We start from the raw sequence: 19,365 nt of genomic DNA, 5'->3' as shown, positions 1-19,365 counted from the left end.
ACGAGCAGTCCCGCACGGGCGGCCGGGTACGGGTCAGGTGAGGACGACGGAGCGTACCGCCCGTACCAGGGACTGGGCGCGGGGGTCCGAGGTCACCGTGGTGCGGAAGCCGTTGGTGACGTAGCCGAAGGCGATGCCCGTGTCCGGGTCGGCGAAGCCGAGGGAGCCGCCGCGGCCGGGGTGGCCGAAGGACCCCGGGGCCAGCAAGGGCGACGCGCTCCCGTGCAGCATGTAGCCCAGGCCGAAGCGGGTGCCGACGATCAGGACACGGTCCGGGCCCGCCGACTCCTCGGCGCGGGCGCGTTCGACGGTGGCCGCCTCGAAGAGGCGTACGCCGTCGACCTGCCCGATGAGCGCGGCGTAGAAGCGGGCCAGCCCGTCCGCCGTCGCGACGCCGTTGGCAGCGGGATGGGGGACCGCGCGGAACTCCGGGTCGTTGTGGTCCGGGAACGGGTCGATCGCGGCGAAGGCCCGGCGGGTGACGGAGGCGGGGTCCTTGTAGGCCTCGGTGACCGAGCGCTTGGGGCGGGCGCGCAGCGCGCCGGACGGCTCGGATCCCTCGACCGGGCCGACCCTCCCCACCCGGCCGGTCTCCGCGTCCGGCAGGCCCAGCCAGAAGTCCAGCCCCAGGGGAGCGGCGATCCGCTCCGCGATCCACTCGCCGGCTCCCCGGCCGCCCGTCACGCGTCGTACCAGCCCGTCGAGCAGCCAGCCGTAGGTGAGGGAGTGGTAGCCGTGGTCCGTGCCCGGCTCCCACACGGGGGCCTGGGCGGCGACGGCCTCGGCACCCCGCAGCGGGTCGAGCGCCTCCCGCGGGGTGAGCGGGCGGTCGAGGAGCGGGAGACCGGCCCGGTGGTTCAGTAGGTGCCGGACGAGGACCTGTTCCTTGCCCCGGGCCTTGAACTCGGGCCAGTAGTGGCCGACCGGCGCGTCCAGGTCCAGTTCGCCGTACTGGTGCAGCAGCAGGGGCACGGCGGCGGCGACGCCCTTGGTCGCCGAGCGGACGAGCTGGGCCGTGCCCCGCTCCCACGGCTCGGGGCCGGAGCCCTCACCGCCGGCCCCACCGTCGACGTTCTTCGCGCCGGCCCACAGATCGACGACCCGCTGCCCGTCCCGGTACACGGTGACGGCCGCGCCCCGCTCCCCGAGGCGCTCGAAGTTCCCTGCGAACGCCGCCCTGACCGGCTCGAAGCCCTCGGTCACCGTGCCGTGCACCTCGACGCCCACGTCTGTCGGTCCTTTCCGTGCCGTTCCCTGTGCTTCTGTCCGCCGCCGGGCGTGCTCGCCCGCGACGCGAGGTGCAACAGCCGCCGTCCACCGGGGATTCCTCACCCCGGGGAGGACGACCGGCCGGCCGGGCGTGACCGGGCGCCCGTGGCCGCGCTCCGGTGACCGTCCGTGTACGGAGAGTCGGATTCCGGAATCTGTGGCACATTGGAGGCAGGGGCGGGTATACGGCTTTCGTGCAGGTAGCGCACCGTGAGGGGCCACCCATGAACGTAGTCGAACAGTACGCACGCGCCCAGATCGTCGCGGACGCGGACGCCCCGCAGGCCGCGGGCCGAACGGTACCGGTGAGGTTGAGCTACGATCCCGGGCGCGATCCCCGGACCGTGCGGGTGAGTCTTCCCGGTCCCGCCGGCCGTGAGTGGAGTCTGCCCCGTGGGCTGCTCGAACAAGGGCTGTGCGCCCCTGCGGGCAGCGGTGACGTGCAGGTGTGGCCGTGCGGCCGGGTGCAGGCGGTCGTGGAGTTCCACTCCGTGCAGGGAGTGTCGGTGGTGCAGTTCGAGACGAAGGCCCTGACGCGTTTCCTGCGCCGTGCGCACATGGCAGCGGCAGCCACCGAACCGGTACCGCACTGACGGACGGACGGACGGACGCACGGACGGACGCACGGACGCACGCATGGACGGACCGGCGCCCGGACCGGTCAGTCGCCGAGCTTCAGCAGGCTCGCCACGATCGGGCCCGCCGTCGAACCGCCGTGGCCGGCCGCCTGGACGACTCCCGCCGCGGCGAGGTCCCCGCGGTACGCGGTGAACCAGCCGTTGGGCTTCTTCTGCCCGTCGACCTCGGCCGAGCCGGTCTTCGCGCCCTTGTCGCCGCCGACCCCGGCCATCGCCTTCGCCGCGGTGCCGCTGGTCGCCGTGTAGGACATCAGCTGCCGCAGCTGCGTCACCGTCCCGGCCGACATGGTGCGCGAGGCGGTGGCCAGCTTCCGGCCGTCCACCTCCGGCGACACCAGGTACGGCTGGTGGAACTCGCCCGCCTTGACGGTCGCCGACACCGACGCCATGTTCAGCGGGTTCATCCGGACTCCGCCCTGGCCGATCAGGGAGGCCGCCATGGGGGCGTCCTTCTGCACCGGCACCGAGCCGTCGAAGGACGAGACACCGATCTGCCAGTCGTTGCGGGAGAGCCCGAAGACCTCCTGCGCCTGCTCGGTCAGGTCGTCGTCCTCCAGTTCGGACGCCTGGCTGATGAAGGCGGTGTTGCAGGAGGCGCCGAAGCTGTCGCGGAACGTGCCGCCCTTGATCTCGAACTTGTCGAGGTTCTGGAACTTCCAGCCGCCGTAGCTGGAGTACTTCGGGCACGGGTGCTTCTTGTCGCTGGACGCGAGGCCCTTCTCGATGAGCAGCGAGGCGGTGAGCACCTTCATCGTCGAACCCGGGGCCAGCGAACCCTGGAACGCGGTGTTGAAGCCGCGCGAGGAGTTCGCGGCGGCGAGTATCTCGCCGGTCGACGGCCGCATCAGCACCACCGACGACTTGGCCTTCTTGGCCACCTGCTCCTCGGCCGCCGCCTGGAAGGCCGGGTCCAGCGTGGTCTGCACCGTCCCGGGGGTGCCCTCGCTCACCTCCAGCACGGTCTTGTCGGAGGCCTCCGCCTTCTTGGACTTCTCGCCGCGGACGACCCGCAGCTCGATGCCGGCCTCGCCGCCCGCCGTCTTCCCGTACTTCTCGCGCAGCCCGTCGAGGACCGGGCCCAGGGACGGGTAGTCCTTGGTGGTCAGCTCGCCGCCGTCCCGGTCCAGCGCCCTGATCGGCGGGGTGTCCGTCTTCCCGGTGACCAGCTTGTCGCCGTCCTCGAGGTCGGGGTGCACGACCGAGGGCTGCCACGCGACCCGCGGTTCGCCGTCCCCGTCCCGGCGTACGACGGTCAGCCTGCTGTCGTACGCCAGCGGCTCGGTGATCTCCTCGTACGCCACCGTGCCCTTGACGGAGAACGGGACCTCGGTGCCGGTGCGGGCGCCGGCGGTGAGGGTGACGTCCTCGACGCGGGCGTCCTTGGCGTAGCCGGTGAGCAGGGCGGTGGCCGCCTCCGGGTCGTCGGTGGCGTCGGCGGCCTCGCCGACCTTGCCCTGCTGCCAGGCGGTGAGGAAGCGGTCGGCCGCGGCGGTGACCTCGGCGGCGGACAGCGGGCCGCTCTTGGCCCTGGCCTGCTGGGTGGCGGCCGCCCCGGGGTCGCCCTCGGACCCGGACCCGCCCCCGAACAGCGCGTAGGCACCGAATCCGGCACCCCCGACGACGGCGGCGATCACCCCGCCGAGTACGGCGGGGTTGGTCTTCCGTCGCTCGGCGACGCGCCTTCTGTTGCCCACTGCTGTCCGATCCTCCGCAAAGTCCGCATCCGCCGGGCTGACCGGCCGGCAGGTCGACAGGTCGATAGGCCGACAGGCCGTAGGCGGATGGTCGTACCGTCATACCGGCCCGCTGTTCATGCGGCGCTCACCTGCCCATGACGGCCACCAGCCTAGAGTCCCGCCTTCCGCGCGTCGCGGTCAGCCGCCCGCTCGTAGCACAGCTGCGACAATCGGACCGGCCGCGTCGCCGCCGTGACCGCCCTGCTGGGTCATGGCCGCCGCCGCGACGTCGCCCCGGAAGCCGGTGAACCAGCTGTCGGAGGTGGCGTTGCCGTCGACCTCCGCGGAGCCGGTCTTCGCGCCGATGTCGCCGCCGAGCCCGGACATCGCCTGCGCGGCGGTGCCCTGTGTGGCCGTCAGACGCATCATCTGCTTCACCTGGCTCGCGGTGTCCGCCGGCAGACCCTTCGCCTGCGCCAGCTGCCGGCCGTCGAGCTCCGGGGAGACGAGGTAGGGCTGGCGGAAGGTGCCGGTGATGGCGGTGGCCGTCACCGACGCCATGTTCAGCGGGTTCATCTGCACCTGGCCCTGGCCGATGGCGTTCGCCGCGCGGTCCGGACCGCCGACCGCGGGGACGCTGCCGTCGAAGGAGACGATGCCGGTCGCCCAGTCGTCCCGGCCGAGCCCGAACCGCTCCTGCGCCTCCTGGGTGAGCGAGGCGTCGGTCAGCGGGTTCTCGTCGATGAGCTTGATGAAGGCCGTGTTGCAGGAGCGCAGGAAGCTGTCGGCGAGGGTGGCGCCCTCGTTCGGTTCCATGCCGGTGAGGTTCTTGAAGGTCTGGCTCTGCCAGGTCGCGGTGGGCGGGCAGGGAGCCGGACCGTTCATCGAGGCCACGCCGTTGTCGATGAGCATGGCCGCAGTGATGATCTTCATGGTGGATCCGGGGGCGACCCGGCCCTGGAACGCCGCGTTGAACCCGTCCTGGCGGTGGTTGGCCACGGCCAGCACCTCGCCGGTGCTCGGCTGCACGGCGACCACCGACGACTCGGCGAACTCCTTCACCGCCTTCTCGGCGGCGGCCTGCACGCCCGCGCTGAGCGTCGTCCGCAGCTTGCCGGGCTTGCCCTTCGCGAGGGTCGCCAGCGTGGAGTCGGCGGCACCCGCCCCACCGCCGGCGCTCTCGGCGTGCCGGATCGTCAGCTCGATGCCGGGGGTGCCGCCCGCCTTGTCGCCGTACTTCTCGCGCAGCGTGTCCAGCACCGGTCCGAGGGAGGGGTGGTCGTCCTCCGTCAGCACCGTGCCGTCCCGGTCCACGGCCTCGATCGGCGGCTGGGCGGACTCCCCGGTGACCAGGGTGTCGCCGTCCTCGAGCTCCGGGTGGACGACGGACGGCTCCCAGTCGACCAGCGCCCGCCCGGTGGTCTGCCCGCGTACCACGGTCAACTCACTCTTGTAGGCGAGCGGTGCGGACTTCCCGTCGTACGAGACGGTCGCCTCCACGCGGAACGGCACGGTGGTGCCGGAGACCGTGCCGGGCGTGATCTCGACATCGGTGATGCGGGCGTCCTCGCCGTAGGCCGCCAGCAGCGGGGCGGCGTCCTCGGCGTTGTTCGTGTACGACGCCGCCCGCGTCGCCCGCCCCTTCTCCCAGGCCGCGAAGAACGTCGCGCTCGCCTTCTCGACCTCCTCCTCGTCCGGCGGCCCGGACTTCTTCGTCACGGCCGCGTCCGAACCGCCGCCGCCCCCGTCGTCGTTCACCGCCGACACGATGGTGTGGACCCCGTACCCGGCCCCACCCACCATCACCGCGAACACACCGCCGATGGCGGTCGCCTTGACCCCCTTGCCCATCGGGCGCTTCCCCTCCCCCGCCGGACCTCCCACGTCTTATGAACGTGTTCAGAAAGTTCGGCGAGTGAGCACTCTACGCACAAGGAGCGACGCCAGGGACGGCAGTTGACCTTTGTTGTCCGAAAGGAGATCGCTCCCGACCGACATCTGTTCGCGGTCGGCCCGCCTTCGAACGGATGAAGGGGCGTTCCTCCTGCGGGCACCCCCGTCTCTCCGTCTCTCCGTCTCTCCGTACGTCCCGCTCCGTAGCCCCTTCGGGCGCCGCGAAGGCCGGCGCGCACGGACCGGCCGCCGGTGCACCCTGCGCCACGTCACCCTCGCCCGAGCCGAATCGGCTGCATCACCCGCGCCGCCCTCGTCCTCGGCGGACACTGGAAGTGATCTTCACTGGGAGGACGTCACCGGCCGGGCCGTTCTTCCCAGGGCTCGGCGGCCGAGCCGGCTAACGCGCCACGCGGTGGCGGAGGTAGACGACCTTCGAGCCGAAGGTGCGGGTCTCGACGAGTTCGAGATCCACCCGGCGCCCGCGTTGGGGAAAGAACGGAACGCCACCGCCGACCAGCACCGGGTGGACCATGGCCCGGTACTCGTCGATCAGCCCCGACGCGGCCGCCTCGGCGGCGAGAGTCGCGCCGCCGATCGCGATGTCGCCCTCCCCCGGCTCGGCCCGCAACCGCCCGATCTCCTCCGCCAGGCCGCCGGAGGCCAGGCGGGCATGGCCCTGCACCGCCGACAAGGTGGTGGAGAACACCACCTTCGGGAGCGGCTTCCAGAGCGCGGTCCACTCGCGCAGGGAGTCGTCGAGCGCTGGATCCTGGTCGGCGTTCTCCCAGTACAGCATCGTCTCGTACAGCCGTCGTCCCAACAGGTGGACGCCGACCTCTCGAATCTCGTCGATCCAGAAGCGAAAGACCTCCTCGTCGGGGCCCGTCCAGTCGAAGCCGCCGTCCGGCCCGACGATGTAGCCGTCGAGTGAGACGTTCATCGAACAGGTCACGCTGCGCATCCGGAGTCCTCCTCGGTAACGGGTTCCACCGTAGGACCGCCGGACGCCGCAGGACTCATCGCGGCTCGCGGAACCCCCTGGGCCGAGTCACCTCAAGAGATCCTTTCGTTGAGGAAACCCCGGTGACCCCATGGACGGCTGCCCCACCGAGACCGGCCTGACCGTCAGACCCATCCGAGCAGCCCGGCGACATCAGGAGTTCTACCTCGGCAACGGCCCACAACGACCGGGAGGGCGCGGCGTTCCGCCGCGTCCCCGTGGGACGTTTGCCCAGCTAGACCCACGTGTCCAGCCACATCCGCGCCCGCCAGTCGTCGATGGGGATGGAGGTGCCGGTGTAGACGGGCCAGAAGTAGATGAAGTTCCAGGCGATCAGCAGGGTCAGCACGCCCGCTGCCGTGGCACCCGCCACGCGGCGGGTGTCGCCCGCCCGGGGCGGGCCGACGAGCGCGCCCAGGAGCATCGCCACCGCCAGGCACAGGAAGGGGAGGAAGACGACGGAGTAGAAGAAGAAGATCGTGCGCTCCTGGTAGAAGAACCAGGGCAGATAGCCGGCCGCGATGCCGCAGGCGATGGCGCCCGCCCGCCAGTCCCGGCGGAAGAACCACCGCCACAGGACGTAGAGGAGCGCGAAGCAGCCCACCCACCACAGCAGGGGCGTGCCCAGGGCCAGTACCTCGCGGGCGCACTTCTCGGCCGCGTCGGCCGGGCAGCCGTCCGCGCCGGGCGCAGGCGACTCGTAGAAGAACGAGACCGGGCGGCCCGCGACGATCCAGCTCCACGGGTTGGACTCGTAGGGGTGCGGCGAGGACAGGCCGACGTGGAACTCGTACACCTGGGTCTCGTAGTGCCAGAAGCTGCGCCACCAGTCGGGGAACAGCCACGACCAGGAGCTGTCCTTGCCGTCGGTCACCGCCCAGTCGCGGTAGTAGCCGCCGCTGCCGTCGGCGGCGGAGAGGAACCAGCCGGTCCAGGACGTGACGTAGGTGGCCAGGGCGACGGGGACCGTGGACAGGAACGCCCAGCCCAGGTCGCGCCGCACGACGGCCCGGACCGGGCGGTGGGCGCCCGCGGTCCGGCGGGAGCCGACGTCCCACAGCACCGACATCACACAGAACGCGGCCATGATGTACAGGCCGTTCCACTTCGTGGCGAACGCCAGGCCCATCATCAGCCCCGCCGCCAGCCGCCACGGCCGCAGGCCCAGCCGTGTGGCGGCGGCGATGTGCGCGTCCGGCAGGGTCCTGCCGTCGGTGCCCACGGGCAGCGCGGCCGCGAGCCTCTCCCGCGCCCGGTCCCGGTCGACGACCAGGCAGCCGAAGGCCGCCAGTACGAAGAACATCAGCACCCCGTCGAGCAGCGCGGTGCGGCTCATCACGAAGTGCAGCCCGTCCACCGCCATCAGCGCGCCCGCCAGGCAGCCGAGGAACGTCGAACGGAACAGGCGCCGGCCGATCCGGCACAGCACCAGCACCGACAGCGTGCCGAGCAGGGCCGTCATGAACCGCCAGCCGAACGGGTCGAACCCGAACATCAGCTCGCCCAGCCCGATGACGTACTTCCCGACCGGCGGATGCACCACGTACGCCGCTTCGATCGGGATCGAGACGTCCCCGCCGGAGGAGAGGACCAGGCTGTCGGCGTTCTTGTCCCAGTTGACCTCGAAGCCGCGGTGGACCAGCGCCCACGCGTCCTTCGCGTAGTACGTCTCGTCGAATATCACCTTCCTGGGGCTGCCCAGGTTCCAGAAGCGCAGCACCCCCGCCACCAGCGCGACCAGCAGCGGACCGCCCCAGCCCGACCAGCGGGCGATCCTCTCGCCGAGTCCCGGCGGCACCCCGAGCGCCGTCCACAGCCTGCCGGACGGCTTCGTGTACGGAGGGACCAGGCGGTCGCGGACGTCGCCCCCGGACCTCGCCGTGTAGCCGAAACGGCTCAGCCGCTGCTGCCACGGCGATTGCTGGTCCTGCGGCGGCTGTTCCTGCCGGGTGTCCGTGGAGGACGCGGTACTCGTCACCGCGCCATCGTAGGGAACGGCGCTGTGCGAGTCCCGTGCACGGGCGGGATGGACCCGGTATGCCCCGGGTGTGCCCGGCCCTCCCCGGGTATGCCCGGCCGCGGAGGCCGCGGGGGCGCGCCGGGTGCGGGTACGGGCCGTTCCCGCGGGGGCGCCGGTGCTGGGAGGATGACAGGCGTGACCGGAATCCTCGTACTCGCAGGCACCCCCATCGGCGACGTCTCCGACGCCCCGCCCCGGCTCGCCGAGGAGCTGGCCGGCGCCGACGTCGTCGCCGCCGAGGACACCCGGCGGCTGCGGCGGCTGACCCAGGCACTCGGCGTCACCCCCAAGGGGCGGGTCGTCTCCTACTTCGAGGGCAACGAGTCCGCCCGTACGCCCGAACTGGTCGAGGAGCTGGCGGGCGGCGCCCGCGTGCTGCTCGTGACGGACGCCGGGATGCCGTCCGTGTCCGACCCCGGCTACCGGCTGGTCGCCGCCGCCGTCGAGCGGGACGTCAAGGTCACCGCCGTGCCCGGACCGTCCGCCGTACTCACCGCGCTCGCCCTGTCCGGGCTGCCCGTGGACCGGTTCTGCTTCGAGGGGTTCCTGCCCCGCAAGGCCGGGGAGCGGCTGGGGCGGTTGCGGGAGGTCGCCGGGGAGCGGCGCACCCTCGTCTACTTCGAGTCCCCGCACCGGCTCGACGCCACCCTCGCCGCGATGGCCGAGGTGTTCGGCGCGGAGCGGCGTGCCGCCGTCTGCCGTGAACTGACCAAGACGTACGAGGAGGTCAGGCGCGGTCCCCTGGCCGAGCTGGCCGCATGGGCGGCCGAGGGCGTACGCGGCGAGATCACCGTCGTCGTCGAGGGTGCCCCGGACCACGGGCCCGAGGAAGTGGACGCCACCGAGCTGGTACGCCGGGTACGGGTGCGCGAGGAGGCGGGGGAGCGCCGCAAGGAGGCCATCGCGGCGGTCGCCGTGGAGGCGGGGGTGCCCAAGCGGGAGGTCTTCGACGCGGTGGTGGCAGCGAAGCGCTCCGTGGGGTGAGCGGGGGCGGCAGGCGCCGTCGGAGGCCTGCTTTCTCGTCGTGGGGCGCGGTGGTGCGTGGTGGGCCGATGGCGGGGCGGTGGTGCGTGGCGGGGTGGCCTCGGCTCGTGGCCGGGCGGTGGGGCCGCAGGCCGGAGCGGTTCCGTGCCTCCTCGGGCGGGGACGGTGTGCCCGGCGGAGACGGCCTCCCGAGCCGGACCGTCGCCCGCGTCGCCCCGGGTCCGGACGGTGCGTGCACGGCCTTCCGTAGGATCGGGGCATGCCTTCGAACACCTCCGACACCTCCGACCGGAACGCCGCCCCGCCGCTTCCGGAGCCGCTGCGGGTACCGGTCGCGGACTCGCACACCCACCTCGACATGCAGTCCGGCACGGTGGAGGAAGGACTCGCCAAGGCCGCGTCGGTGGGGGTGACGACGGTGGTCCAGGTCGGCTGCGACCTTGCGGGCTCGCGCTGGGCGGCGGACACGGCCGCCGCGTACGAGGGCGTGCACGCGACCGTCGCCCTGCATCCGAACGAGGCCCCCCGCATCGTGCACGGCGACCCTGACGGCTGGTCGCGGCAGGGCGCGCGGGAGCCGGGCGGGGACGCGGCCCTGGACGAGGCGCTCGCCGAGATCGACCGGCTGGCCGCGCTGCCGCAGGTCAAGGGCGTCGGCGAGACCGGACTCGACTACTTCCGCACCGGGCCCGAAGGCAAGGAGGCGCAGGAGCGCTCCTTCCGTGCCCACATCGAGATCGCCAAGCGGCACGGCAAGGCCCTGGTCATCCACGACCGCGACGCCCACGCCGACGTACTGCGCGTGCTCAAGGAGGAGGGCGCACCGGAGCGCACCGTCTTCCACTGCTACTCGGGGGACGCGGAGATGGCGGAGATCTGCGCCCGTGCCGGGTACTTCATGTCGTTCGCCGGGAACGTCACCTTCAAGAACGCCCGGAACCTGCGCGACGCCCTCGCCGTGGCCCCGCCGGAGCTCCTCCTGGTCGAGACCGACGCCCCCTTCCTGACACCGGTGCCCCACCGCGGCCGGCCGGGCGCCCCGTACCTGGTGCCGGTCACCGTGCGGGCCATGGCGGCCGTACGCGGCACGGACGAGGACACCCTCGCCACGGCCCTCGCGGCGAACACGGCACGGGCCTTCGGTTATCCACAGGCGTGACCTGCGGGGTCCCGCGCCCCGTACCCTTGTCCCGTGACGAGCCCCACCCCCGACGCCCTCCTGGGCCCCGCCGACGTCCGCGAACTCGCGGCCGCGCTCGGCGTACGGCCCACCAAGCAGCGCGGTCAGAACTTCGTGATCGACGCGAACACGGTCCGCCGTATCGTGCGCACCGCCGAGGTCCGCCCCGACGACGTGGTCGTCGAGGTCGGCCCGGGGCTCGGCTCGCTCACCCTGGCGCTGCTGGAGGCCGCCGACCGGGTCACCGCCGTCGAGATCGACGACGTCCTGGCCGCCGCGCTGCCCGCGACCGTCGCGGCCCGGATGCCGCAGCGCGCCGACCGGTTCGCGCTGGTCCACTGCGACGCGATGCGGGTCACCGAGCTGCCGGGACCCGCCCCGACCGCGCTGGTCGCCAACCTGCCCTACAACGTGGCCGTCCCGGTGCTGCTGCACATGCTCGAGACCTTCCCGAGCATCGAGCGCAGCCTCGTCATGGTCCAGGCCGAGGTCGCCGACCGGCTCGCCGCCCCGCCCGGCTCGAAGGTGTACGGCGTACCCTCGGTCAAGGCCAACTGGTACGCCGAGGTCAAGCGGTCCGGCGCCATCGGGCGGAGCGTGTTCTGGCCGGCGCCCAACGTCGACAGCGGTCTGGTCTCCCTCGTCCGCCGCGACGGGCCGCCGAGGACCACCGCCACCCGGCGCGAGGTCTTCGCCGTCGTCGACGCGGCCTTCGCCCAGCGCCGCAAGACCCTGCGGGCGGCCCTCGCCGGATGGGCGGGCTCGGCCGCGGCGGCGGAGGCCGCACTGGTCGCCGCCGGGGTGTCGCCGCAGGCCCGCGGCGAGTCCCTGACCGTCGAGGAGTTCGCGCGCATCGCCGAGCACAAGCAGTCCGAGGAGCCCGAGCCGTCCGAGGAGCCCGTCGCGTGAGCGTCACCGTCCGCGTGCCCGCCAAGGTCAACGTCCAGCTCGCGGTCGGCGCGGCCCGCCCCGACGGCTTCCACGACCTGGCCAACGTGTTCCTCGCGGTCGGCCTCCACGACGAGGTCACCGTCACGCCGTCCGCCGACGGCCTGCGCGTCACCTGCGAGGGGCCGGACGCCGCCGAGGTGCCCCTGGACCGTACGAACCTCGCCGCCCGCGCGGCCCTCGCGCTCGCCGGGCGCTACGGCCGGGACGCCGACGTGCACCTCCACATCACCAAGGACATCCCCGTCGCCGGCGGCATGGCGGGCGGCAGCGCGGACGGCGCCGGCGCCCTGCTGGCCTGCGACGCGCTGTGGGGGACCGGCGCCTCACGGCAGGAACTGCTCGAGATCTGCGCCGAGCTGGGCAGCGACGTGCCGTTCGCGCTGGTCGGCGGGGCGGCGCTGGGCACCGGGCGGGGCGAGAGGCTGACGGAGCTGGAGGTCGGCGGCACCTTCCACTGGGTCTTCGCGATGGCCCGGCGCGGGCTGTCCACCCCGGCGGTCTTCCGGGAGTTCGACCGGCTCGCCGAGGGCCGGGACGTCCCCGAGCCCGTGGCCTCGCAGGACCTGCTCGACGCCCTCGCCAAGGGCGATCCCGAGGCGCTCGCCGCCGCGGTCTCCAACGACCTCCAGCCCGCGGCGCTGTCGCTGTTCCCCGAGCTGGCCGACACCCTGGCGGCGGGACGCGCGGCAGGTGCGCTGGCCGCCCTGGTCTCGGGCTCGGGGCCGACCACGGCCTTCCTCGCCCGGGACGCGGAGGCGGCGGAGGCGGTCTCGGACGCGCTGGGCGACTCCGGCACCTGCCGCACGGTGCGCACGGCGTCGGGGCCGGTGCCGGGGGCGACGGTGGTGTGAGGGCCCGGTTCAGAGCTCGGTGACGGCGGTCAGGTCGATGTCGATGGCATAGGGGTGGTCGACCTTGATCCGGTCGCGGTGCATGCCCATGTGCACGTACGTGAGGGTCAACGGGTCCCTCTCGTACACGTGGACGAGTGGGCTGCCGCCGGTGCCGTCGCGCTCGACGCGCCAGAAGTGGGGGATGCCGGCGGCGGCGTACTTCTGCGGCTTGGTCGTACGGTCGCGGGACTCCGAGTCCGGGGACACGACCTCGACGGCCAGCAGCACGTCCTGGGCCTGGTAACCGGTCTGATCAGGGCCACGGACCGCCTCGGCGAAGACCACGCTCACATCGGGTTCCGGCCCGTTGCGCCGGTCCAGGACGATGGTCATCTCCCGCTTCACCCTGAACTTCTTCGGCATGTCTCGCCGTAGGCCGCTGACCAGCAGGTCGATCACGTCTGCGTGGAAATTGCGCTGCGGACCCACGGTGATGAGACTCCCGTCGATCAGCTCGGTGTGCGGCGGGAGATCGGGCAGTGTGAACAGGTCGTCCACGGTGTAGCCGTCCACGGGCGGCACCGGCCAGTGGTGGCGGTGCTCTACGGACTCGGCGGTCATGGTTCCTCCCATGGACGGGATCCTGCTGCCTGCCCCTACGGTAGCCGCCCGTTTCCGATCACGTCATCACAAAGAGTGACGGCCCTCTCGCGTCCCGCCCGCTGTCCGCCAGGGCCTACGCTGGACAGCTGATCGACCCCCCAGGCAGGAGCGTAATGGCCGTCAATCTGGTCAATGTCGAGAACGTCAGCAAGGTGTACGGCACCCGTGCCCTCCTCGACGGCATCTCCCTGGGCGTCTCGGAGGGGGACCGCATCGGTGTCGTCGGGCGCAACGGCGACGGCAAGACCACCCTGATCCGGATGCTCGCCAAGCTGGAGGAGGCGGACACCGGGCGGGTCACGCACTCCGGCGGACTGCGCCTCGGCGTGCTGACCCAGCACGACTCCCTCGACCCCCGGGCCACCGTCCGGCACGAGGTCATCGGCGACATGGCCGACCACGAGTGGGCGGGCAACGCCAAGGTCAGGGACGTCCTGACCGGCCTGTTCGGCGGGCTCGACCTGCCGGGCTTCCCCAAGGGCCTGGACACCGTCATCGGACCGCTCTCCGGTGGCGAGCGGCGCCGGATCGCGCTCGCCAAGCTCCTCATCGACGACCAGGACCTGGTCGTCCTCGACGAGCCCACCAACCACCTCGACGTCGAGGGCATCGCCTGGCTCGCCCGGCACCTGCGGGAGCGGCGCTCCGCCCTCGTCTGCGTCACCCACGACCGCTGGTTCCTCGACCAGGTCTGCACCCGGATGTGGGACGTGCAACGCGGTGACGTGTACGAATACGAGGGCGGCTACTCCGACTACGTCTTCGCCCGCGCCGAGCGGGAGCGCATCGCCGCCACCGAGGAGGTCAAGCGGCAGAACCTGGTCCGCAAGGAGCTGGCCTGGCTGCGCCGCGGGGCACCCGCGCGGACGTCCAAGCCGCGCTTCCGCGTCGAGGCCGCCAACGAGCTGATCAAGGACGTCCCGGCGCCCCGGGACAGCAGCGAGCTGATGAAGTTCGCCTCCTCCCGGCTCGGCAGGACGGTCTTCGACCTGGAGGACGTCACCGTCCAGGCGGGGCCCAAGGTGCTGATCGAGCACCTCACCTGGCAGCTGGGCCCCGGCGACCGGATCGGCCTGGTCGGTGTCAACGGCGCCGGGAAGACGTCCCTGCTGCGGGCGCTGACCGAGGCCGCCCGCAGCGAGGGCGAGGTCCAGCCTGTGGCGGGACGGATCCACGTCGGCAAGACGGTCAGGCTCGCCTACCTCTCCCAGGAGGTCGCCGAACTCGACCCCACCTGGCGGGTGCTGCAGGCCGTGCAGGCGGTCCGGGAGCGCGTCGACCTGGGCAAGGGGCGCGAGATGACCGCCGGGCAGCTGTGCGAGACGTTCGGCTTCAACAAGGACAAGCAGTGGACGCCCGTGGGCGACCTGTCCGGCGGTGAGCGGCGCCGGCTCCAGCTGCTGCGGCTGCTCATGGACGAACCCAACGTCCTCTTCCTCGACGAGCCCACCAACGACCTCGACATCGAGACCCTCACCCAGCTCGAGGACGTCCTCGACGGCTGGCCCGGCTCGATGATCGTGATCTCCCACGACCGGTTCTTCGTCGAGCGCACCACCGACCGGGTGTTCGCCCTGCTCGGCGACGGCGCCCTGCGGATGCTGCCCCGCGGTATCGACGAGTACCTGGAGCGGCGCAGGAAGATGGAGGAGACCGCCGCCTCCGCGGCCTCCTCCGCCGCCTCGTCGGCGAAGGAGGCCGCGGACGCCGCTCCCGAGAAGAGCGCCGCCGAGGTGCGCGCCGCCAAGAAGGAACTGCAGAAGATCGAACGGCAGCTCGACAAGGTCTCCGAGAAGGAGGCCACGCTGCACGCCGCGATCGCCGAGAACGCCACGGACTTCGCCAGGGTGGCCCAACTCGACGCCGAGCTGCGGGAGACGGCGGGCCAGCGGGACGAGCTCGAACTGAGGTGGCTGGAACTCGCCGAGGACGCCTGACCTCCGGCCCCACCCCGCCCGCGCCCCCACGCACCCTCTGCGCAGGCACCCCGCACGCCCCCGCTCACCCCCGAGCGCGGGGCGTGCGGGGTGTGAAGGGGGCGTGGAGGCGCGTAACGAGGGCATCACAGGCCGGTTCTTCCTTGGGAACAGGGGTGGACGGGGCCCGGTGACCTGTCGGTCCCGGGTGATAGAAAGACCCCGTCCGAGAAGAGATAAGAACCGCGTGAATGCGACTCTGGGAACCTCACGTACCTCAGGGTGTGGCTAAAAATCAGTGAGCAAGGGGGAACGCGCTGATGGCTCAGCCGCCCAGTCAGCCGCCGCAGGGTGGCTTCGGAGCACCGCAGGACCCGCCCGCGTCGGGTGGTGGTTTCGGGGCTCCGGCCCCGCCGCCCCCGCAGGGAGCGCCGTCCGGTGAACCGCCGCAGCCGGGGTACGGCTACCCGCAGCAGGGACCGCCCGCACCGCAGCCGGGACCGTACGGGCAGCAGCCGGGGCCGTACGCCCCCGGACCGTACGCCTCCGGTCCCTACGGCCCGCCGCAGCAGCCCGGCCCGTACGGGCAGCAGCCGGGGTACGGCTATCCGCAGCCGCAGTTCCCGGGCGCGCCCGGCACCCCGCCGCCCGGTCCCGGTTCCGGCAGCCCCTTCAAGGGCAAGCCCGCCATGATCATCGGCGCCGCGGTGGCGGCGCTGCTGGTCGTCGGCGGCACCGTGTGGGCGGTCTCCGGCGGCGACGACGAGAAGAACAAGAAGCCCGTCGCCCGGCAGACCGGCGACGACCCCGAGCCCCAGCCGTCCGGCGCCCCGGTCAATCCGGGCGACGGCGAGGGCGACGGCGGCTCGGGCCCCGAGGACCTCAACGAGGGCCGCAAGTCCGGCGAGGCCAAGGTGCTCTGGTACAAGGAGGCGCCCGACGCGCCCGGTTCCGGAGCCGACGCCCCCGGCATGTGGATCACCGACAAGACGGCGGTGAAGGCGGCCTACAAGGAGCTCTCCGCCTACAACGTCGCCGACGGCAAGCCGGCCTGGGAACCCATGGCCCTCCCGCAGAAGATCTGTGCGGTCACCTCGGAGAAGACGGCCGACGACAAGGTCGTCGTCGCGTACATGAGCGGCGGCAGCGACCGTGCCAAGTGCAACCAGCTCCAGCTCGTCGACCTGAACACCGGCGACAAGGGCTGGACGCAGGAGGTCGCCGACGGCGCGCTGTTCGACTCCGCGCTCTCCATCGAGATGACCCTCAGCGGTGACACGCTGATGGTGGGCCGCTCGCAGTCCGGCACCGCGTTCGACGTGACGTCCGGCGACAAGATGTACGACAAGAAGAAGTACGGCGAGGCCTGCTTCCCCGCCGGGTTCGCGGGTGGCGAGCGGCTGATCCAGGTCGCGTCCTGCGGCGCCGGCGGTGACAACGAGCACGACGAGGTCCAGGAGCTCGACCCGAAGACCGGCAAGGCCAAGTGGACCCGGAAGTTCGACAAGGGCTGGCGCGTCTCGCGCGCCTACTCCGTCGACCCGGTGGTCGTCTACAGCACCAACCAGGACAAGAAGGCGTGGAACATCTCCGCGCTCGGCGCCGACGGCTCGATCCGTTCCCAGGTCGACGTCGACGAGGACTTCTCCGCCGACTGCGGCTGGGCCATCCTCGCCCGTGACCTCCAGGGCTGCGAGGGCGTCGTCGTCGAGGGGGACACCCTCTACCTGCCCACCAAGGCGACCACCGGGGCCAACGAGGTCGTCGCGATCAGCCTCGCCACCGGCAAGGAGAAGTGGCGGGTGAAGTCCCCCGCGGCGGACTCGATGGTGCCCATGAAGGCCGGGGGCGGCAACCTCATCGCCTACGTGGAGCCGTCGTACGACGGGGGCGGCCGGGTCGTCTCCGTCCCGACCGGGGGCAGCAGCCACGAACCGGTCACTCTGCTGCAGAACCCGCAGGGCACCGCGTCCATCGAGAACAGCTTCTTCAGCAAGTCGATCGACTGGGTCGACGGCCGCTTCTACATCTCGACGACCCGGCTGACCGGCAACGACGGGACGAAGGAGAAGCTGATGCTCGCCTACGGCAAGTGAGGCGCGCAGCAGCGGCGAAACGCGCCGGCCCCGGCGGGCCGGCGCTCTCGCCCCTTCCGGTCCCTTTCCCGCCGCCGCCCGTCCCCTTCGTCGAGTCATTCGAGGTGTCCACGTCATGACGCAGCCGCCCCAGCCGCCCCAGCCGCCCCAGCCGCCCCACCAGCCGGGCTTCGGTCCGCCGTCCGAGCCCGAGCAGCAGGGGCAGCAGCAGCCCGAGCCGTCGGCCCCGCAGGCTCCCGAGGCCCCGCAGGCCCAGCCGGGCTTCGGTCCGCCGCCCGAGCCCTCGCCGACGCCCCAGCCGCAGCCGCCCCAGCCGCAGCCCCAGCCGCAGCCCCAGCCGCAGCCGCAGCCGCAGCCGCCCCAGCCGCAGACGCCGCCGGCGCAGCAGCCGCCGTCCGCACCGGGCGGGCCCGACCTCGGCAAGACCCCGGAGCCGGGCTACGGCTACCCGCAGGCCCCCCAGCCCCCGCAGCAGTCGCCCCAGGCGCCCCCGCAGACCCCGCCGCCGGCCGCTCCGCCGCCGGCCGCTCCGGCGCCGGGCGGTCCGCAGCCGCCGCCCGGGTACGGCTACCCGCAGCAGCCTCCGGCCGGTTACGGATACCCGCAGCAGCCTCCGGCCGGTTACGGATACCCGGGCCAGCCGCAGCCCGGCCCGCCCGGCGCCTACGGCCAGCCGCAGCCGCCGTACGGCTACCCGCAGCAGCCCTACGGCCAGCCCGGCTACGGCGGCTACCAGCAGCCGACCATGCCGATGCAGCCGCAGCCCGGCCCGCCCGGCGGCGGACGGAGGATCAACGCGCAGCTGGCGATCATCGTGGCGGCGGTCGTGGCCATCGCCCTGATCGTCGGCGGCGGTGTCTGGTACGCCTCGTCCAGCGGCGACGACGACAAGAAGAGCACGGCGAACTCGGGCGACAGCGGCGACACGAAGGGCGCCGAGGGCGGCGGCTCCGGCGGTGACACCGCCGGCGGCGACGAGAAGGCCCCGGCCGACCCCTCCGCCAAGGTCCTCTTCCAGGTGCCGGCGCCGAAGGTCCCGAAGGACACCACGACCATCGTCACCTCCGGCTCCTGGCTGACCGACAAGGTGTACGCCAAGAGCGGCGTCGCCGAGGTCGTCGGGTACGACGCCGTCAAGGGCAGCGAGCTGTGGACGCTCGACCTGCCCGGACCGGTGTGCGAGGCCAGCGACCACGCCACCGAGGACGGCAGGACGGCGATCGTCTACAAGCCGAAGATGCCGACGAAGACCGATCCGCAGCGCTGCACGCAGGTCGCGGCCTTCGACCTCGCCACCGGCGAGAAGCTGTGGTCCGAGACGGCCGAGTCCGGCACCCAGGAGATCAGCTTCAACAACGTCACCGTCAGCGGGAACACCGTCGCGGCGGGCAGCACCAGCGGCGGCGCCGCCTGGGACATCACCTCCGGCACGTCCCTGTGGACGCCCAAGACGTCCGACGCCTGCTACGACTCCGGCTACGGCGGCGGCCCGAAGATGGTCGCGGTGCGCAAGTGCGGTGCGTACGACCAGCGTCAGCTGCACATCCAGACCATCGACCCGAAGGACGGGAAGGTGATCTCGGAGTACAAGATGACCGAGGGCATCGAGTACGCGGCCGTGGTGTCCACCGACCCGCTGGTCGTGGCCGCCGACGTCGGCGACTCCGCCGGTGACGGCAGCGGCATCTCGGACTTCTTCTCCATCGACAACAAGAGCGGCGAGCTGCGGACCCGTATCTCCGCGCCCGGCGAGGAGTTCGCGGCCCGCTGCGACGGCATCACCAAGATCGAGCACTGCAGCGGCCTGACCGTCGGCAACGACCGCCTGTACATCGCGACCGAGGAGCACGACGGCACGGGCGAGTACAGCCGGACCAACGAGATCGTCGTCTTCGACCTGTCGACCGGCAAGCAGACCGGTCAGCGCGCCGACGCGGGCGACGGCTACCGGATCGTCCCGCTGCGCATGGACGGCAACAACGTCATCGCCTACAAGCGTCCCCCCTACGACAAGGGCGGGCAGATCGTCAGCATCGACGGCGGTTCCTTCAAGGAGACCAGGCTGCTGGAGAACCCGGCGACGGAATCCGTGCGGGACGTGGAGACGCGGATGTCGCCCGACTACTCCGAGATCCTGTACTCGCAGGGCCGCCTGTACATGTCGGACGTGTACGCCAGCGAGTCGTCCTCGGGCGACAAGGAGTACCTGGCGGTCGCTTTCGGTACCGGCTGACCGTTCTCCG

At 72.4% G+C, this 19,365-nt stretch carries 14 protein-coding genes; 8 read left to right on the top strand and 6 right to left on the bottom strand.

Features of this window, described 5'->3' with window-relative positions:
- Positions 1-33: 33 nt before the first annotated feature.
- Positions 34-1,227: a serine hydrolase domain-containing protein gene (locus TU30_RS20000; RefSeq protein WP_042171820.1), complete on the bottom strand. Its 1,194-nt coding sequence runs from the start codon at positions 1,225-1,227 to the stop codon at positions 34-36.
- Positions 1,228-1,493: 266 nt separating this feature from the next.
- On the opposite strand from TU30_RS20000, the gene TU30_RS19995 reads away from it, so the two are divergent.
- The gene (locus tag TU30_RS19995) at positions 1,494-1,862 is read left to right on the top strand and encodes an SsgA family sporulation/cell division regulator (RefSeq protein ID WP_042171817.1); all 369 of its coding nucleotides are present in this window, start codon (positions 1,494-1,496) and stop codon (positions 1,860-1,862) included.
- 68 nt (positions 1,863-1,930) lie between these two features.
- On the opposite strand, the gene TU30_RS19990 is transcribed toward TU30_RS19995, so the two are convergent.
- The 4 genes from TU30_RS19990 to TU30_RS19975 all read right to left on the bottom strand — a co-directional run bounded on the left by TU30_RS19990 (position 1,931) and on the right by TU30_RS19975 (position 8,457).
- A complete protein-coding gene (locus tag TU30_RS19990; RefSeq protein ID WP_042171814.1) occupies positions 1,931-3,601 on the bottom strand; it encodes a penicillin-binding transpeptidase domain-containing protein in 1,671 nt (556 codons plus the stop codon).
- 180 nt (positions 3,602-3,781) lie between these two features.
- A complete protein-coding gene (locus tag TU30_RS19985; RefSeq protein ID WP_042171812.1) occupies positions 3,782-5,434 on the bottom strand; it encodes a penicillin-binding transpeptidase domain-containing protein in 1,653 nt (550 codons plus the stop codon).
- A gap of 442 nt (positions 5,435-5,876) precedes the next feature.
- Positions 5,877-6,440 (bottom strand): dihydrofolate reductase family protein, encoded by a 564-nt coding sequence (locus TU30_RS19980; RefSeq protein ID WP_042171810.1) that lies wholly within the window; start codon positions 6,438-6,440, stop codon positions 5,877-5,879.
- Between the two features lie 274 nt (positions 6,441-6,714).
- Positions 6,715-8,457 (bottom strand): dolichyl-phosphate-mannose--protein mannosyltransferase, encoded by a 1,743-nt coding sequence (locus TU30_RS19975; protein ID WP_042171808.1) that lies wholly within the window; start codon positions 8,455-8,457, stop codon positions 6,715-6,717.
- 177 nt (positions 8,458-8,634) lie between these two features.
- On the opposite strand from TU30_RS19975, the gene rsmI reads away from it, so the two are divergent.
- From rsmI to TU30_RS19955, 4 genes are all read left to right on the top strand, one after another.
- Positions 8,635-9,483, top strand: coding sequence for a 16S rRNA (cytidine(1402)-2'-O)-methyltransferase (gene rsmI, locus TU30_RS19970; protein ID WP_042171807.1), 849 nt, complete (start codon positions 8,635-8,637; stop codon positions 9,481-9,483).
- Positions 9,484-9,742: 259 nt separating this feature from the next.
- Positions 9,743-10,642, top strand: coding sequence for a TatD family hydrolase (locus TU30_RS19965; RefSeq protein WP_042171805.1), 900 nt, complete (start codon positions 9,743-9,745; stop codon positions 10,640-10,642).
- Between the two features lie 33 nt (positions 10,643-10,675).
- On the top strand, positions 10,676-11,572 hold the full coding sequence (gene rsmA / locus TU30_RS19960; protein ID WP_042171803.1) for a 16S rRNA (adenine(1518)-N(6)/adenine(1519)-N(6))-dimethyltransferase RsmA: 897 nt from the start codon (positions 10,676-10,678) through the stop codon (positions 11,570-11,572).
- Entirely contained in the window at positions 11,569-12,465 is an 897-nt protein-coding gene (locus TU30_RS19955) for a 4-(cytidine 5'-diphospho)-2-C-methyl-D-erythritol kinase (protein WP_042171801.1), read from the top strand. The genes rsmA and TU30_RS19955 overlap by 4 nt, the downstream gene beginning before the upstream one ends.
- Before the next feature lie 9 nt (positions 12,466-12,474).
- Here TU30_RS19955 and TU30_RS19950 read toward each other — a convergent pair whose 3' ends face one another.
- The gene (locus TU30_RS19950; RefSeq protein WP_234307920.1) at positions 12,475-13,080 is read right to left on the bottom strand and encodes a Uma2 family endonuclease; all 606 of its coding nucleotides are present in this window, start codon (positions 13,078-13,080) and stop codon (positions 12,475-12,477) included.
- 143 nt (positions 13,081-13,223) lie between these two features.
- Between TU30_RS19950 and TU30_RS19945 the strand changes: the two genes are divergently transcribed.
- The 3 genes from TU30_RS19945 to TU30_RS19935 all read left to right on the top strand — a co-directional run bounded on the left by TU30_RS19945 (position 13,224) and on the right by TU30_RS19935 (position 19,355).
- Positions 13,224-15,047 (top strand): ABC-F family ATP-binding cassette domain-containing protein, encoded by a 1,824-nt coding sequence (locus tag TU30_RS19945; protein ID WP_042171797.1) that lies wholly within the window; start codon positions 13,224-13,226, stop codon positions 15,045-15,047.
- A gap of 299 nt (positions 15,048-15,346) precedes the next feature.
- Positions 15,347-17,122 carry a PQQ-binding-like beta-propeller repeat protein gene (locus TU30_RS19940; RefSeq protein ID WP_042171795.1) on the top strand — a complete coding sequence of 592 codons (1,776 nt, stop codon included), beginning with the start codon at positions 15,347-15,349 and terminating at the stop codon, positions 17,120-17,122.
- Positions 17,123-17,237: 115 nt separating this feature from the next.
- Positions 17,238-19,355, top strand: coding sequence for a PQQ-binding-like beta-propeller repeat protein (locus tag TU30_RS19935; protein ID WP_078878381.1), 2,118 nt, complete (start codon positions 17,238-17,240; stop codon positions 19,353-19,355).
- The last annotated feature ends 10 nt before the right edge of the window (positions 19,356-19,365 follow it).

It is taken from the genome of Streptomyces sp. NBRC 110035 (assembly GCF_000829695.1).
Classification (GTDB): Bacteria; Actinomycetota; Actinomycetes; order Streptomycetales; family Streptomycetaceae; genus Streptomyces.
This window is presented reverse-complemented; position numbering and strand designations above follow the sequence as displayed.

Coding starts and splice junctions, on each gene's coding strand:
- TU30_RS19995 (WP_042171817.1), top strand. CDS start 1,494: ATGAACGTAGTCGAACAGTACGCACGCGCCCAGATCGTCGCGGACGCG.
- TU30_RS19985 (WP_042171812.1), bottom strand. CDS start 5,434: ATGGGCAAGGGGGTCAAGGCGACCGCCATCGGCGGTGTGTTCGCGGTG.
- TU30_RS19980 (WP_042171810.1), bottom strand. CDS start 6,440: ATGCGCAGCGTGACCTGTTCGATGAACGTCTCACTCGACGGCTACATC.
- TU30_RS19965 (WP_042171805.1), top strand. CDS start 9,743: ATGCCTTCGAACACCTCCGACACCTCCGACCGGAACGCCGCCCCGCCG.
- TU30_RS19950 (WP_234307920.1), bottom strand. CDS start 13,080: ATGGGAGGAACCATGACCGCCGAGTCCGTAGAGCACCGCCACCACTGG.
- TU30_RS19945 (WP_042171797.1), top strand. CDS start 13,224: ATGGCCGTCAATCTGGTCAATGTCGAGAACGTCAGCAAGGTGTACGGC.
- TU30_RS19940 (WP_042171795.1), top strand. CDS start 15,347: ATGGCTCAGCCGCCCAGTCAGCCGCCGCAGGGTGGCTTCGGAGCACCG.
- TU30_RS19935 (WP_078878381.1), top strand. CDS start 17,238: ATGACGCAGCCGCCCCAGCCGCCCCAGCCGCCCCAGCCGCCCCACCAG.